Source organism: Paraliobacillus zengyii (genome assembly GCF_003268595.1).
Lineage (GTDB): Bacteria > Bacillota > Bacilli > Bacillales > Amphibacillaceae > Paraliobacillus_A > Paraliobacillus_A zengyii.
This window is the reverse complement of the sequence record NZ_CP029797.1, coordinates 3,381,495-3,398,387: the sequence shown is the minus strand read 5'-3', so window position 1 is coordinate 3,398,387 and position 16,893 is coordinate 3,381,495. Positions and strand designations below refer to the sequence as shown.

Here is a 16,893-nt window from a genome sequence, read left to right as displayed (position 1 = left end):
TTTCTGCTGGCTAAGGAAACCCTTTAACACTATTTAGTGAAAACTAAGATTGCACATTATTTGGTACGAGTGTGTGTCCTTTTAATCTGGATAAAACAAATACCCCAAGTATTGCTCCTGTACAACTACTAACGATAAAACCTGGTACAAATGCTAATGCTCCCGCAGATTGTCCTAATAAAATGTTAGCAATAGGAACAGATAGTAATGATCCAATTATGCCAGTACCAATCATTTCACCAGTAGCTGCAAACACTTTTTTGTTAGTCCAATGATAGAAATAACCAGCCAATAACGCTCCAATCATTCCACCTGGAAAGGCTAATAACGTATCTAAACCTAATAAATTTCGTATTAAACCAATCACAAAAGCAATAATGACAGCCGGAATGGGTCCTAGTGTGACTGCTGCCATAACATTGACGGCATGTTGCACGGGATAAGCTTTGGCAATTCCAGTAGGGAAGCCAAATAGTTGTGCCCCCAAGGTTCCAATTGCTACAAACAGTGCCATCGTGGTTAATAATTTTGTTCTATTCATACTGTTTTCCTCCTTTTAAAAAAAATATATATTGCAAAACAAAAAGCCAGCTCCTCAAAAAAGGACCTGACAGTATCATCGAATGTAATCGATTCGGCTACTTCCCTCCGCTAGTACGAACTAGATCAGGTCCAAAAGGGTTAAAAAGCTTGATTACTTTTCTCTCAGCCTATCCAGATAGGCACCCCTAGTAGTGAATTATGAAGTTATTAGTTAAAGAATAGCATAAGTGAAATGTATTATAAAGGTAAATAAGTAAAAATAATTAAAATCGTTTATCTTGAATTCGAGATAAATAGTGTATATAATCGTAATATATTCAAATAGTAACCTATCGATAATTTTAGAAAGATGATGTTAAGGAGTGAAATAGATGGAATTAAAAGGGATTCACCATGTTTCCGCAATTACAGCAATTGCTAAAAGAAATTATGATTTTTATACCAATGTACTAGGAATGAGACTTGTTAAAAAGTCTGTTAATCAAGATGACACAAGTATGTATCATTTGTTTTATGCAGATGAGGTTGGACACCCAGGAACAGACTTAACTTTTTTTGAAATTATACGTGCTGGGCACACGTATGAGGGTAATAATAGTATTTCGCTAACGTCCTTACGCGTTCCTACTGATAGAGCGTTAGTTTATTGGGAAGAGCGTTTCAAAGAAAAAGCCGTGGCATTTCAGCCGATTGTTGAGCAATTTGGACGTAAAGTATTATTTTTCCAAGACCATGAAGGACAAAGGTTAGTCTTGGTTTCTGATGAAGGTAATAAAGGAGTCGCACCTGGCGTCCCTTGGGATAAAAGTCCCGTACCAAAAGAATTTGGAATTACTGGTTTGGGGCCAGTTAAATTAACTGTACCTGAGCTAGGGCCTACTACACGTGTGTTAACTGAAATACTGAACTTTCGATATAAAGGGAGTTATCAAGCCTATGTCGACGGTCAACCTGATATAGAGGTCTATGAAACAGGTGAAGGTGGAACAGGTGCAGAAGTCCATATTGAGACGCGCACTGATTTATCACGTGAAAGACCTGGTCGAGGTAGTGTGCATCATGTTGCCTTTCGTGTTGAGGACGAGAAAGAACTTGCCGCCTGGCACAAAGTTATTCAGGAAGCACGTATGCCGAATTCTGGATTGGTAGATCGCTATTATTTCCAATCGCTCTATTTTAGAGAACCAAATGGTATTCTTTATGAATTAGCCACAGATGGACCAGGCTTTGAAACAGATGAGGACATAGAGCATTTAGGTGAGCGTGTTGCATTGCCACCATTCTTGGAAGAAAAAAGAGAGTCAATTGAAGCGCGTTTAAAACCTTTAGATACAATTAATTAGTTAAAGAAGGAAAGGGATGACGATTAAAAACGTTATCCTTTTCCTTTTTAATTAGGAGAGATTAAGGTCAAAATGCTATACTAGCCTAAGAGAAATTATACGAAACAAATTTCAGGGGGAAAATAAATGAACAAACATGCCGAGCCAAAAGCAATTTTCTTAGACATGGATGGAACTATATTAGACCATCATAATAAAGTTAGTCAAAATACAAAAGTAGTCATTGATAAATTACGAGCAAAAGGAATTCCGGTTTTTATTGCAACAGGTCGTTCACGTGAAGAAATCTTCCCGATCGTTCCAGAAGGATTTACAGTTGATGGAATCATTAGCTCAAATGGGATGACAGTATACTTAGGTGATGAGAAAATTAAAGAGCATACGTTATCTTTTGAATTAGTAACAGAAATAATTGAAAAAGCACGCGAGAATCATGTGTATTATGAATTATTTCCTGCAGTTGGAGAGCGGTTGGTATTAAAAGAGGACAAATCGATTTTGGATAAAGAAATGGAAGATCCTCAACCAGAAAGTGTTGGTATTAACGAGTGGCTATCAAGAAAAGAGTCAATGGATGGTCAGATTAAATGGGTTGATTCTATCGATGAACAAGCTTTCTCCAAATTTTATTGTTTTAGTAAAAGTAAGGTGCATATTAACAAGTGGATAGACGTATTAGATAAACTAAAAGAAAAAACTGATTTTACTACTTCCTCTTCTTCAGAACATAATGTAGAAATTATGGTTGCGAATGTTAACAAAGGAACGAGTATTCAACTCATACTAGATCATCTAGATATTACTGCAAAGGAAATTTTAGTTATGGGTGATAGTCACAATGATTTACCAATGTTTGCGTTAGCAGGGCAGAAAGTAGCAATGAAAAATGCAGCAGCTGATATTAAAGAAATAGTTGATGAGGTCACCGAACATACTTGTGATGAAGATGGAGTCTATCATTATCTGATGGACCGATTTTTCACGAATTGATCAGCTTATCTAATTGACTAAAGTTGCTTGTTGTGATAAAAAGAATAAATATAATTTAATACGATTATTGTTTTTGAAGGCTGCTTTCTAAAAGGTTGTTGTTTATTACTGAATATTCATAGACTCTGTGTTAACTGTCATGTTGACTTCCGCTACAGGCAGTCGCTTTCTGAAGTGGATCTTCAGATCTTGCTTTTCCCGCAGGACTTTGAATTTACTTCCTGAACAAGCACCGCACGAAGAAAATCGAACTATATTTTCGAGGATCGACTGCCTTACGCTACAATCAATCAGCCCAGCATAATGTGAGCACCTGTTGTCATAAGAGTAATAAAGCCTTCTGACCAGTAGCTAATAGATTAATTTTAACCTCTTTCCAGCGTATCAAATGAAATTGGCGACACTCCTGTAGGAACAGCGAATGTTTTAGGGTGGGATGAGTAATCGCAATCCCACGGGCTGAAGATCCATTCGGTAAAGTGGTTTTCTTTACCGAATTAGCTGAAGCCGTGCCTACGGAAAGGGAGTCAATTTCATTTGAGAAGCGTGTAAGAACTTTATGCCTCTTACCGCAAAGTTTCTCTCAACTACAAATATCTACTAAGATAAAATATACATGTATAAGCTTAGGAATTGGCCTAAGCGTTTCTACCAACTGACCTTAAATCATTGGACTACATGTGAGGAATATCGATTGATTGAAAACAACTATTGCTTATCACATCATCGCTCCTGCATGCCATAGCCTAGGTTATATAAGTTTACCTTAGGCTATTTTTGTATACTTTTATACTGTAATAAAATTAAAGGAGGCATTTCAGTATGAAAAATAAGTTATATCAAGTCAATCATTTATTAGCGAAAGTCGCTTTGGGAGAAGAAAAAGCAGATACAGTAATCCAAAATGGTACAGTTGTAAACGTTATAACAGGTGAATTAATTGGAGGGTTAGATGTAGCAGTATCAAATGGGCGCATTGCTTATGTTGGTAACGCGGATCACACAATTGGCGTTGATACAAAAGTTATTGATGCTACTGGTCAATATATCACTCCTGGTTTAATGGATGGACATATGCATGTGGAAAGTACGATGTTGTCTGTCACACAGTTTGCGAAAATCGCATTAACGAAAGGAACAACAAGTATTTTTATGGATCCACATGAAATTGCCAATGTGTTCGGTGCAGAAGGTGTTCGTTTAATGCATGAAGAAGGACAACAACTACCATTAAATGTGTTCACTACTTTCCCATCATGTGTCCCTGCAACAGAAGGCTTAGAAGATGCAGGTGCAACATTGACCGTTGAAGATATTGAACAAGGTTTAACATGGGATAACGTGGTTGGACTTGGTGAAGTAATGAATTTTCCAGGCGTTGTTTATGGAGATCCAAAAATGTTAGGTGAAATCAATGCAACGATAAAGGCCGGTAAAACGGTAACTGGTCATTTCCCAGATGGTACGAATCAAATGTTACAGGCGTATATTACATCTGGTGTTACTTCAGATCATGAGACGGTTACACGTGAACAAGGATTGGAGAAATTACGTTTAGGTATGTATGTGATGATTCGTGAAGGCTCTGCGTGGCATGATGTTAAAGAAGTGATTAAAATTGTAACAGAAGATAATGTGAATACCGATTATATTTTATTGGTAACAGATGATGTATATCCACAGACACTTGTCGAACAAGGGCACGTAAATCATGTTGTACGACGTGCGATTGAAGAAGGTGTCGATCCTGTCGATGCCATAAAAATGGCAACACTTAATGTCGCACGTTATTTTAAAATGGAAGACGACTATGGAAGTATTACTCCAGGTAAGTGTGCCGATATCCTATTGCTTGATAATTTAGAAGAAATGAACCCAAGTACGGTTTTGATTGATGGAAAAATAGTGGTAAAACAACAGGGATTGACGCTTGAACTGCCTTCCTTTACGTATCCAGATCATATTAAACATTCAATTCATGTGAAAGCTCCTTTGAAAAAAAGTGACTTAGCTATAAGCGCAAAAGATAGTGAAAGTAATGCAACGGTTAATGTGATAAAGGCGATTGAAAATAGTGCGCGTACTGAGCTAACGGAAGCGATTTTGCCAGTGATAGAAGGAGAAGTCCAAGCAGATATTGCACAAGACGTTATTAAACTAGCTTGTATTGATCGACATCATCGGTCTGGAGATATCTCTGTTGCTTTCACCCAAGGCTTTCAACTGAAAAGTGGTGCGGTTGCATCCACTGTTGCACATGACAGTCACAATTTGCTTGTAATGGGTGCAAATGAGGATGATATGGTTATAGCGGCAAACCAACTTATTGCTTCAGGTGGCGGTATGGTAGTTGTCAAAGATAGCCATATTTTAGCAGAAGTGTCGATGCCAATTGCTGGTCTGATGTCTGATCAACCTGCTGAACTAGTTGTAGAACAAGTGAAAGAATTACAGAACGCGTGGAAAAAGCTCGGATGCCCTATTCACGCACCATTTATGACATTTTCCCTAATTGCATTACCAGTTATCCCTGCAGTGCGTATTTCTAATCGTGGCTTGGTTGACGTGACGAAGTTTGAATTAATAGATGTTGTAAAATGATAAGGCTAGTTCATCGATATCACTTTCCATTGATTGCTAAGTAATTAAAGGTCTAATCTTTCATTCAATCAAATTACTTCTTTCGGCTAACGATATATAGTAAACTGGTAGTGAAAACGCAACCAAAATAAAAGGGAGTGACTAGTATGCGCTATAATCAACTTGGAAAGACCGATTTAAAAGTTAGCGAATTAAGTTTTGGTACATGGGCTATTGGCGGTGCATGGGGCAAAACTAATGATAAAGAAGCATTAAAAGCTCTCGAATACGCGATGGGTGCGGGGGTTAACTTTTTTGATACAGCCGATGTATATGGAGATGGACATAGTGAAGAACTATTAGCAAAAGCGACTAAAGGAAAAGAATCTGAGATTCACATCGCATCAAAGTTTTGTCGAGCTGGTGATGTGCATGATCTAGAAACATATTCAGAGAAATCAGTGACAGCATACTTAGAAAATACACTTAAAAGGTTAAATCGTGATCAACTTGATTTATATCAAATTCATTGTCCTCCACTAGAGATATTAAAAGATGGCAACGTATTTGGTGTATTAGACAAACTGAAACAGCAAGGCAAAATCCGGAACTATGGTGTTAGTGTGGAAACCGTTGAAGAGGGGCTCTTATGTTTAGAACAAGAGAATGTCAGTACGCTCCAAGTGATTTTTAATATGCTACGGCAAAAACCATTAGCAGAACTATTTCCAAAAGCTAAACAAAGTGGTGTTGGAATAATAGCCCGTGTGCCACTTGCAAGTGGCTTATTAACAGGTAAATTCACTTCCAATCATCAATTTGAAGAAGATGATCATCGCAAGTTCAACCAAAATGGAGATGCATTCAATGTTGGCGAAACATTTGGTGGTTTACCTTTTGAAAAAGGAGTTGCACTTAGTAATCAACTTAATTGGGTCAAAGAGGATCGAGGTAATATGACTCGAGCTGCATTAAAGTGGATTATGCAACAAGAGGAGATTTCAACAGTTATTCCTGGCTTTAAAAACGTTCAACAAGTAGAAGATAATCTTCAAGCAGTAAATGTGCCTGCATTTTCTTCTGCTGAATTAGAAAAGATCAAAACATTTTACGATAAAGAAGTACACGAACATATTCGTGGTGGCTATTAAAAGATAGAGAATCAAGCTTACTCTTAACAGGGTAAGCTTTCTTTCTGTTTAATTTCTTGTTTAATTAAATTAATTAATGTGCTAATATCAATAGTTAAGATACCAAGAGAGGCGGAAGTATAGTGGTACAAACAGGAAGCTTTCAATGGATGAAGTCATTAAATAAGTCAGTTATTTTAAATAAAATTGTAAACGATGGTCCTATATCGAGAGCGCAAATTGCAAAGGACACAAAATTAACACCACCGACAGTCGGAAGCATTGTCAAGGAATTGATAGAACAGGATATTGTGAAAGAAAGTGTGCAAGGTACCTCACAAGGAGGACGAAAACCAACGATGCTTGTCATAAATCATCTAGGATTTTATATTATTGGTGTAGATGCCGGGCCAACAGAAATTGAATGTATTCTTACTGATCTTTCTGGGAGAATTACTGCCAACAATACTACTGAGATAACTACTCCTATTTCTAAAGAATCATTTCTTGTGACTTTAAAAAATAGTATTCATAATCTATTACAAATGAATGCTTCTATAGAAGATAAAATAATTGGTATCGGTGTCGCGATGCATGGTGTAGTCGATGTTGCTGAAGGAATTGCATTATTTGCCCCTAACTTAGATTTACGTGATATTCCGATAAAGGCAGAGCTAGAAGAGACATTTAACTATACAGTAAAAGTTGAAAATGATGCACGTGCTTTAGCAATCGGTGAGGTGTGGTTCGGAAAAGGAAAAGGCTTCGCTAGCATGATAGCCGTTAATATTGGTAATGGTGTTGGTGCGGGGATAACAATTAATGGGAAGCTATATCATGGAGAGTTTAGCATTGCTGGAGAAATCGGACATATGACAGTAGATCTTAATGGAAAACAGTGCGAATGTGGTAATAGAGGATGTTTGCAAACTGTGATTTCAGGCCCAGCCATTGCAGAAAGAACAACAGAAGCCTTAAAACAAGGAGAAAAAAGCACACTACAAAGCCTTTATGAAGGAAAACTAGATAAGATAACAGGGATTTCTGTATTTCAAGCAGCGCAACAAGGGGATAGCTTTGCACAACGGTTATTATATGAAACTGGTGAATATATCGGTATTGGTTTAATTAATCTTATTCATACGATTAATCCTTCCAAGATTATTATAGGTGGTGGTGTATCGAGATCAGGTGACTTTATTTTAGCAGCGATACAAAAAACGATCAGAGCCAGAGCACTAACTCCTCAAGCAAAACAAACAGAGGTCGTACTGACGGATTTAGGTGATCAAGCAACAGCATTAGGTGCTGTCGCATTATTACTAGTAGAATTGTTTGAACGTAACGGTGAGGTAAACGTATAGCGTGTTGGGTGAAGTGCGTTATCTTATTTATAGTTAATGAGGAAAAATATCAAAGTGTCCTATTAATCTAGAAAAGGGTGATAAAACACTTTTTACCTTTTCTGCTACTGAGAAAGCGTTACCTTTATATTTAGATAGTGTTTATTGGTTAATCTACAAGAACTCAACTTTGAAAGTCCTGAAGGCTATTCTTGTATTAAATTTAGAACGAGGTAACTCTCATCTATTCTATCAACCCATTATAATTTACACGAATTTAATTCCTTCTCCATACCCCCTCTATATTCGTATGCTAGATTGTAAGTGTTCAAAGAAGTTTTCAAAATGGAGGAGGAATGTGCGTTGAAGAAGATGATAATTAGTTTAGTGTTGGTAGCAAGTTTATTTGGATTTGGGATTCCGAGTGTTTTAGCTGAGGGTCCAACAGATCCAGCACCTGAGATTAACCCGTCTGGAAATGCTAACGGAATGTCTGTGTTATTTGATAACGTCCACGGTCAAACAGCTGGAGCAGCTGACTGGGTAATTGATGGTGCATTTTCTGATTTTGCCGAAGCAATTGCAAATGAAGGCTACTATGTAAAAGAATTAAGAAAAGAAGGAAGAATTACCTTAAGTGATTTGAGGAATTATGAGGTATTTGTTATTCCAGAAGCCAATATACCTTTTTCTACTCAAGAACAACAAGCATTACTAGATTATGTGGATCAAGGCGGTAGTATTTTTTTTATCACAGATCATTATAACGCAGATAGAAATAAAAACAGGTGGGACGCTTCAGAAGTTTTTAATGGATATCGCAGAGGGGCGTGGAATGATCCAACGCTTGGCATGAGCCAAGAAGAAGCGAATTCCTTTTATATGACGAATGTGAATAGCTCTGACTGGATGTCTGATAATTTTGGAATCCGTATTCGTTACAATTCACTTGGTAATATTGCTGGTGATATTATCGTTTCCCCACAGCAAAGTTTTGATATTACCGAAGATGTAACAGAAATGACTATGCACGCAGGTTCTACACTTGCGATAACTGATCCAAATAAAGCGAAAGGTATTGTATATGTCGAAGAGACAACACAAGCATGGGCGCACGCAGTCGATCAAGGTGTCTACAATGGCGGTGGTGTAGAAGAAGGTCCATATGTAGCAATTTCAAAACCAAGTCTAGGAAAAGTTGCAGTGATTGGAGATTCTTCACCTGTTGAGGATATTACACCAAAATATAAACGAGAAGAAAATGGTCAAACAAAAACAACGTACGATGGTTTCTATGATCAGGATAATCATGTATTATTAACGAATTTGATTAATTGGTTAGCAGAACAAGAAAGCTATACTTCATTTGATCAGGTTTCTGGTCTGCAACTAGATCAGCCGACTGATTTATTAACAATTGAAAATCCAGAGACATCTACAGAGCCTGAGCAAGAGCCATGGGCAAGCCCAGCTCCAGGATATGATTGGTGGGATAGGTCTACTTTTAGTGCGGGCTCCTATGGATATGAAGATGGAGATGGAGGCGGTGAAGAACCACCGACTGAAACAGACGGCACTGAGAATTTCGAAAGTGGCAGTAAAGGTGCATATGCTGCTGGAAATGTTTCTTTAGATTCAGGAGAATGGCATTTTGACAACGCACTCCTTGGTACGTTAGCATCTGATAAAAAGGACGGCACACAATCTGCACGTATTCGTTCCAATGGCAGTATTAAGATGAATTTTGATGTAGAAATTGCTGAATCAGTTACCGTATCACATGCGAATTTCGGAAGTGACACCGGTGCCACGTGGTCACTTCAGAAATCGACCAATGGTGGTAGTAGTTGGACAAATGTTGCTGGGCCTTTTACAAGTAGCAGTTTCCTTGAAGAAAAAACTATCTCTGTGGGCGAAACAGGATCCGTTCGCTTTCAAATCGTTGTCAATGGGACTTCGAGTAAACGGATCAATATTGATAATTTTATTATAAATCCATAAGTATAGTTTGAAGTTAATAAAATGATTGATGGTGGTAGCTAAATTTTAACTAACCCATCGATCATTTTTTTATTGCTACTCTTTTTCATTCAATAAAGTACACGAAACATTTAACTTTAGATTAATATATTAAGTTAATCTTACAATAAATTAACAATGTTTAACATGTTATTCATATCTACTAAACAATTGATGGATAGTATAAGTAAGTAGTAGTTCAATTGAATACGAGAGAGGGGATCAACAATGTTAAAGAAATTTATGGTTGGATTAGGTATATTACTATTGGTTTTATTTTTAGCCTCTTGCGGAAATTCTGAAGAGGGTGAAGAAGAAGCAACTGAAAATGAAGCAGAAACGACAGAAACAGAAGAAGCTTCAGCAGAGGTAGTGGAAGAAAATAAATCTTTAGATAAGCTTTCTATTGGCTTTGTACCTTCAAGAGATCCAGAAGAAATTATCACGGCTACTGAGCCACTTAAAAATTTATTAATAGAAGAAATGTCTTCTCTTGGTTATGATATCGGAGAAGTAGATATTACCGTTGGAACAAATTATGAGGCTGTAGGAGAAGCACTTTCGGCTGGAACTACAGATGTTGGGTTGATACCAGGTGGAACTTATGTTTTATATGACGATGGAGCAGAAGTAATTTTAACTGCCACTCGTGCAGGATTGAATAATGATTCTGACAAAGCTATAGATTGGAATAATAATAAACCAACAGATGCATCAGATGAGCAAGTTACTTACTATCGCGCATTAATGATTGCAGGACCTTCAGAAAAGGGACAAGAATTAGCGGAAAAAGTAAATAATGGAGAAGAATTAAGCTTTGAAGATATAAATAGTGCATCGTGGTCAGTGATGTCATCTTCATCACCTGCAGGTTATATTTATCCAGCACTTTGGTTAGATGATAAGTTTGATAAAACTATTACAGATTTAGATAATGTAGTGCAAGCGGATTCCTACGGTAGTGCATTTGCACGACTTGCAGCAGAGCAAATTGATGTAATGGTTACCTATGCAGACGCTCGTCGTGATAATGCGGAGGCTTGGGAAAGTGATTTTGAGCGTGAAGAATCGATTTGGGACGAAACAAATGTTATTGGTGTAACATCAGGAATTTATAACGACACAGTTAGTGTGAGTAAGAATTCTGAAAACATGGACGATGACTTAAAAGCAGCACTTCAGCAGGCATTTATAAATATTGCTGAAACAGAAGAAGGGAAAGAAGTTATTTCGATCTATAATCATGAGGGATATCAGGAGGCTACTTCTGAAGATTATGATGCAGAACGTGAAGCGCAAGAATTAGTTCAATCACTAAATTAATAAGGAAAAGATAGTGAAATAAGTATGAAAAAGTAAAAAAAAGAGAGCATCGTATACGGTGTTCTCTTTTCACCTAAACTTAAAAGTTTGTAATGAAGATTGGGGATTTTAACATGATAGAATTTATAAATGTTGAAAAAAGGTATGGAAAAGATGTATTGGCACTGCGGGATATAAACTTATCAATAGAACAAGGCGAATTTGTCGCCATAATTGGTTTATCTGGGGCTGGTAAATCAACTTTATTACGATGTATTAATCGGATGCATGATATCACAGAGGGAAGACTCCTGGTGGATGATATTGAAGTAGGACAGTTAAAAGGAAAAGGTGTCCGAAAGCTAAGAAGGAAAATTGGAATGATTTTTCAATCTTTTAATCTAGTTACCCGTACAACAGTGTTAAAAAATGTCCTAGTTTCCTTTATACCGGACTTACCTGTTTGGCGTAAAATAACGGGAATATTTTCAAAGGAACATAAGATAAAGGCACTTACTGCCTTGGATCAAGTTGGAATTTTGGACAAGGCTTATGCGCGTGTAGATCAATTATCTGGTGGTCAACAACAACGGGTGGCTTTAGCAAGAACATTGGCACAAAACCCTTTCATTATTTTAGCGGATGAACCCATTGCCTCCTTGGATCCTGTTACTTCAAAACAAGTAATGAAAGATTTTAAAAAAATAAATCAAGATATGCAAATATCCGTAATTATGAATATTCACCATGTCGAAGTGGCTTTAGAATATGCTGATCGCATTATTGGTATTCGGACTGGAGAGATTGTCTATGATGGTCATGCGAACGAAGTTACTCCTGAAATTCTTGACTATATATACAAGGGAAAACTAGATGAAATAAAGGAAGAAATCGAGGAGAAGGGGAAAGAAGTATATGTATGATAAAATATTTCCTCCTAAAAAAATAATATTACCAAACGGAAAATCCATTCTGGAGAAACGTTCACGTACACCTATTATTTTATTAGTTATAGTGATTGCGATATGGCTATCAGTATATTTCACTAATTTCCAATTGGAAATTTTAATACGAAGATGGCAACAGTTTTTCGTTATTATTGGAGATATGATACCCCCTAAATGGGAGTACCTTCCATATTTGTGGCAGCCATTAATGGATACGATAAAAATGTCTTTACTTGGTTCTATTTTTGGTTCCGTTATAGCGATTCCAGTTGCCTTTTTAGCTGCTTCTAATATGGTGAAACAAAAAGCAATTGTCTTACTTGCAAAAGTATTTCTAAGTATCTTAAGGACACTGCCCACATTAGTTTCAGCCCTTATTGCAACTTTTATTTTTGGTCTTGGGACGCTTGCCGGAACTGTAGCGATCTTCTTATTTACACTTGCATATGTTGGAAAACTTCTATATGAACAAATAGAGAATGTTGATATGGGAGCTTTTGAAGCAATGGAATCAATTGGAATGACGCGGATTCATGCTTTTCGTCATGCAATATTCCCTCAAGTATTGCCTAATTTTTTATCGACTTCTTTATTTTGCTTTGAAGGAAATGTACGCTATGCAGCCATATTAGGATATGTTGGTGCAGGTGGGATAGGACTTTTACTTAACGAAGGTCTCGGTTGGCGAGATTATGCGAGCGTCGGGATGATCTTATTCATGCTTGCTATCACAGTATTTTTAATTGAAACCGTTAGTGAGCACTTCAGGAAAAAGCTGATGTAAAAGGGGGAAAAATAAATGGAAATGATAGAAAAGCAATTAATGAATGTACCTCGTAATAATCGTTATATTTTAATCGTGACAGCCCTCGTTGCTTCCTTATTTATATGGTCCTTTTCAGCAGTGAATCTTGAAAATGTTGAGGAAAGTGGCTGGGTAATTGCGACAAATATTTTACAAGGTATTGTCACTCCAGATTTAGATTTATTATTAAATGTGACATCACAAGGGGTATTGTATTTACTGGTTGAGACGATAGCGATTGCTTTTTTAGGCACGATTATTGGAGCTTTATTAGCTATTCCATTAGCCTTTTTATCGGCGTCAAACGTGGTGCCTAAGCCTGTAGCATTTGTTACAAGACTATTACTGATTTTTATCAGAACAGTTCCTGCTTTGGTTTATGGATTAATGTTTATTCGGGTGACAGGACCAGGACCTTTTGCAGGTGTGCTCACCATTGCGCTTATTTCGATTGGAATGCTAGCGAAGCTTTATGTGGACGCAATTGAAGATTTAGATACAAGCATTCTGGAGTCCATGACATCGATTGGCTGTAACACGTTTGAAAAGATCCGATATGGGATCGTACCTCAATTATTTGCGATTTTTCTATCTATTATGATATATCGCTTCGACATGAATTTAAGAGAAGCTTCTATTCTAGGCTTGGTAGGCGCTGGGGGTATAGGTGCACCTCTAATTTTTGCGATGAATGCCTACAGATGGACAGAAGTAGGGTCTATCTTAATTGGTTTAATGATCCTTATTTTACTAGTGGAATTATTCTCTAACCATATTCGAACAAAATTAATCAAAGGATAAGAGAAGCAAGTTCACTTACAGCTGTTTCCTTCGAGTCTACAGGGTTCTATCATTCCATAATCATTTTTATAGAATATCTATTCATATTCAATTTTCTAATGAAGAGAAGGAGATACAGATAGATTAGTAGATGAAGACTAGGTGGAACCTATATAACTAGCGACATACGGAGTGAAATTTTTAATAAGAAGCTAAAGTGAATAGGTATAAAGAAACTAGGACATGCAAACGTGTCCTAGTTTTTCTTTAGTGATTTAAATAACTTAAATGAGTCTCTTGCACATAACGAACCTTCCGCAGCATTAAATATACTTTCTATCCGTGAACCTCAGCTATCTATGGAGAATTTTCAGTTTGTGGGACTGCATTACTCGCCTCATCGAATACATTTGCTGTTCACACAGTAGTCTCGCATATTTCAACTTCTAAATTACCTTTTAACTCAATCAAATAATCGAACTATAGTTGAATAAACATATATAATATTCCGATTGTTTGATTTAGTTAATTTAGTATCCTATTCTTTTGCTATTAGTTCGTACTAAAAATAAAGTTAGTAGTTGTTTTATAAGGTGCATCCTTTTCTAGTAAAATACTAGGGAAACCTTCATGTTCAAGTGAGGCAGGTGTTGATTGTGTTTCTAAACAAACACCTAAATATTTAGCCGACTTGCCCTCTCTAAGTTTAATTGTGTCGTCCAGACCATTTGAAGTATACATAACGATACCTGGTTGATCTGTTTGGACAGTCAATTTTCTACCACTTGTTTGTTCTGTAACTACTACATTTTCTTTTTTGTTATGATCAAAAAGGAAATAATGATCATACCCGTTTGACGCGACTAGGTTTTGCTGATCAACTGAATGTATACCATCTATAATCTTATGACCATGTTGAAAATCAAACACGGTACCTTCAACAGGAAGAATATTTCCGGTAGGTATTAATTCATGATCTAATTCAACAAATTGACTAGCCTCCATTTTCACATCATGCTGTAAAATATCTGTTTTTAAATTTCCACTCAAATTAAAATAGGAGTGATTTGTAGTGGTTAGGATAGTTTTTTGATCTACAACAGCTTCATAAGTGATGTTAAAAGCGTTCTCATTTGTTAGCGTATAAGTCACTTTCATAACAAGATTTCCTGGATAACCTCCATCTCCATCTTGACTTCTATGTGTTAGCGTAACCCCAACAGCATCAGATTCTTCAAATGGAGCGGCTTGCCAAAGTACTTTATGGAAACCTGCAGCGCCTCCGTGTAAATGGTGTTTTCCTTCATTAGATGGCAGATTATAAGTCTTACCATCTAATTGAAAAGAGGATGCTTCAATTCTACCAGCTACACGACCAATTAAAGCACCGAAAAAATTAGGATTATCGAGATAATCTTCATAATCTGCATAACTTAAGATAACGTTTTCAAATTCGTTATTTTTATTGGGTGTCATTATTTTTGTGATAATTCCACCATAATTAAGGCAGCTAACTTCCATTCCTTGCTTGTTAGAAAGTGTGAACTCTTTCCAACTGTGTCCTGCAATTTCTAAATTTTCTACGTTTACTTGCATATATTGCCCTCCTATATTTACCGATTTAAGGTTTCAAGGAAACGTTTAAACGCTTCTCTACCTTCATTATTCGACTTAAAGACACCAGAATCCTCTAAAACTCGGGTGAATTTTTTACCTAAAGCGTCATAAACGATTTCTTCCACGTTAGATTCACTCAAGTTAGGATGAGCATGCTTGATTTCCTCCGCCCATGCTTGATGATAAGAATCCACTTTGGTTTTACCATCAATTAAAAAGCTTTTAATTAAATCAATTTCAGATTTTAAACGAGGAGGTAGTACGGCTAACCCCATTACTTCAATTAATCCGATGTTTTCTTTTTTTATATGATGGACATCTTCATGTGGATGAAAAATACCAAAAGGATGTAGCTCAGATGTCCGATTATTACGTAAGACAAGATCTAATTCAAAGTGATCATCTCGTATCCGTGCAATTGGTGTAATTGTATTATGTGGTGTGGATTTAGTAAATGCTTTAATAGCAACGCTAGAATCACTATATTGCTTCCAAGTTTTCAAAATATGATCTGCAGCGTCAAGCAGATCTTCCTTTTGTTGACTACGTAAACGAATAACAGACATAGGCCATTTTACAACGGCAGCATGAACATGTGGAAATCTCTCTAATTCGAATAGGAATTCTTCTTGTGCTTTTGTCATTGCAAAAGTATATCTTCCGCCTTGGTAATGGTCGTGATTCAGAATACTGCCACCAACAATTGGTATGTCCGCATTGGATCCCATAAAGTAATGAGGAAACTGTTCAACAAAAGCTGTTAAACGTTCAAAACTTGCACGATTTATTTTCATGGGCCTATGCTCGCCTGCAAACAAAATACTATGCTCATTATAATAAACATAAGGAGAGTATTGTAAAAACCACTGTTCTCCTTCTAATGTAACGTCGATAATTCTGTGATTGGACCTAGCTGGATGTCCGGTTCGTCCAACGTATCCTTCATTTTCCGCGCAAAGTACACAATTTGGGTAGCTTACAACTTGCTTCATCGCACGTTCCCGTTTAAGTTGTTCAGGATCTTTCTCAGGTTTGGATAAATTAATAGTAATGTCTAAATCGCCATAGGGTGTTTGTGTCTTATAGTGAATATTCTTGGCGATTCGCTTCATTTGAATATAGTTACTATCTTTACTTAGTTGATAAAAGTAGTCTGTAGCAGCGCTTGGTGATTCCTTATATTTCTGATGAAAAATTGCGTTAATTTCCGACGGTTTCGATAAAAAGCAATCCATAATCTTTGCGCTAAGCATTTCCTTTTCATCTAAAATATCTGCTATTACTTTCGTCTCTATGGCAAAGGATAGCAGGGTATCGAGTAAGTCAGGAATGCTTCTATCTTCTGTTCCTTTATCTGGCTCTTCATACTTTTCCAATTGTAGCAATCCAAGTATTTGATTCCGTACGTAAATTTCATCACGTTCAGTGATCAACGCTTGCTTTATTCCTTTTTCAATTAATTGCGCTATATGTTTAAAGATGTGTTGATTCATG

The 16,893-nt window shown here is 36.7% G+C and carries 13 protein-coding genes and 2 riboswitches; of the genes, 10 read left to right on the top strand and 3 right to left on the bottom strand.

Going from position 1 to position 16,893, the window contains the following annotated elements; genetic code table 11:
- Positions 1–43: 43 nt before the first annotated feature.
- On the bottom strand, positions 44–541 hold the full coding sequence (gene thiW, locus DM447_RS16710) for an energy coupling factor transporter S component ThiW (protein WP_112182319.1): 498 nt from the start codon (positions 539–541) through the stop codon (positions 44–46).
- An 85-nt stretch (positions 542–626) separates the two neighbouring features.
- Positions 627–740: riboswitch (TPP riboswitch) on the bottom strand.
- 174 nt (positions 741–914) lie between these two features.
- Between thiW and DM447_RS16705 the strand changes: the two genes are divergently transcribed.
- The 10 genes from DM447_RS16705 to phnE (DM447_RS16660) all read left to right on the top strand — a co-directional run bounded on the left by DM447_RS16705 (position 915) and on the right by phnE (DM447_RS16660) (position 13,803).
- Complete coding sequence (locus DM447_RS16705; RefSeq protein WP_112182318.1) at positions 915–1,886, top strand: ring-cleaving dioxygenase; 972 nt, start codon at positions 915–917, stop codon at positions 1,884–1,886.
- A 126-nt stretch (positions 1,887–2,012) separates the two neighbouring features.
- Entirely contained in the window at positions 2,013–2,876 is an 864-nt protein-coding gene (locus DM447_RS16700; protein ID WP_232824064.1) for an HAD family hydrolase, read from the top strand.
- Positions 2,877–3,472: 596 nt separating this feature from the next.
- Positions 3,473–3,573, top strand: a riboswitch (purine riboswitch).
- A 125-nt stretch (positions 3,574–3,698) separates the two neighbouring features.
- Positions 3,699–5,477: an adenine deaminase gene (ade, locus tag DM447_RS16695; protein WP_112182317.1), complete on the top strand. Its 1,779-nt coding sequence runs from the start codon at positions 3,699–3,701 to the stop codon at positions 5,475–5,477.
- 146 nt (positions 5,478–5,623) lie between these two features.
- Positions 5,624–6,607 carry an aldo/keto reductase gene (locus DM447_RS16690; RefSeq protein WP_112182316.1) on the top strand — a complete coding sequence of 328 codons (984 nt, stop codon included), beginning with the start codon at positions 5,624–5,626 and terminating at the stop codon, positions 6,605–6,607.
- 149 nt (positions 6,608–6,756) lie between these two features.
- On the top strand, positions 6,757–7,950 hold the full coding sequence (locus tag DM447_RS16685) for an ROK family transcriptional regulator (protein WP_112182777.1): 1,194 nt from the start codon (positions 6,757–6,759) through the stop codon (positions 7,948–7,950).
- Positions 7,951–8,301: 351 nt separating this feature from the next.
- Entirely contained in the window at positions 8,302–9,930 is a 1,629-nt protein-coding gene (locus tag DM447_RS16680; RefSeq protein WP_332871734.1) for an Ig domain protein group 2 domain protein, read from the top strand.
- A gap of 246 nt (positions 9,931–10,176) precedes the next feature.
- Complete coding sequence (locus DM447_RS16675; RefSeq protein ID WP_112182314.1) at positions 10,177–11,271, top strand: phosphate/phosphite/phosphonate ABC transporter substrate-binding protein; 1,095 nt, start codon at positions 10,177–10,179, stop codon at positions 11,269–11,271.
- A gap of 113 nt (positions 11,272–11,384) precedes the next feature.
- Positions 11,385–12,173, top strand: a complete 789-nt coding sequence (gene phnC, locus DM447_RS16670) for a phosphonate ABC transporter ATP-binding protein (protein WP_112182313.1) — start codon at positions 11,385–11,387, stop codon at positions 12,171–12,173.
- Positions 12,166–12,981 carry a phosphonate ABC transporter, permease protein PhnE gene (phnE, locus tag DM447_RS16665; RefSeq protein WP_112182312.1) on the top strand — a complete coding sequence of 272 codons (816 nt, stop codon included), beginning with the start codon at positions 12,166–12,168 and terminating at the stop codon, positions 12,979–12,981. The genes phnC and phnE (DM447_RS16665) overlap by 8 nt, the downstream gene beginning before the upstream one ends.
- A gap of 15 nt (positions 12,982–12,996) precedes the next feature.
- Positions 12,997–13,803: a phosphonate ABC transporter, permease protein PhnE gene (phnE, locus tag DM447_RS16660; RefSeq protein ID WP_112182311.1), complete on the top strand. Its 807-nt coding sequence runs from the start codon at positions 12,997–12,999 to the stop codon at positions 13,801–13,803.
- Between the two features lie 531 nt (positions 13,804–14,334).
- Here the strand turns inward: phnE (DM447_RS16660) and DM447_RS16655 are convergent.
- Together DM447_RS16655 and galT are read right to left on the bottom strand one after the other, a co-directional pair.
- Positions 14,335–15,378: an aldose epimerase family protein gene (locus tag DM447_RS16655; protein WP_112182310.1), complete on the bottom strand. Its 1,044-nt coding sequence runs from the start codon at positions 15,376–15,378 to the stop codon at positions 14,335–14,337.
- Between the two features lie 17 nt (positions 15,379–15,395).
- Entirely contained in the window at positions 15,396–16,892 is a 1,497-nt protein-coding gene (gene galT, locus DM447_RS16650; RefSeq protein WP_112182309.1) for a UDP-glucose--hexose-1-phosphate uridylyltransferase, read from the bottom strand.
- Position 16,893 lies beyond the last annotated feature (1 nt).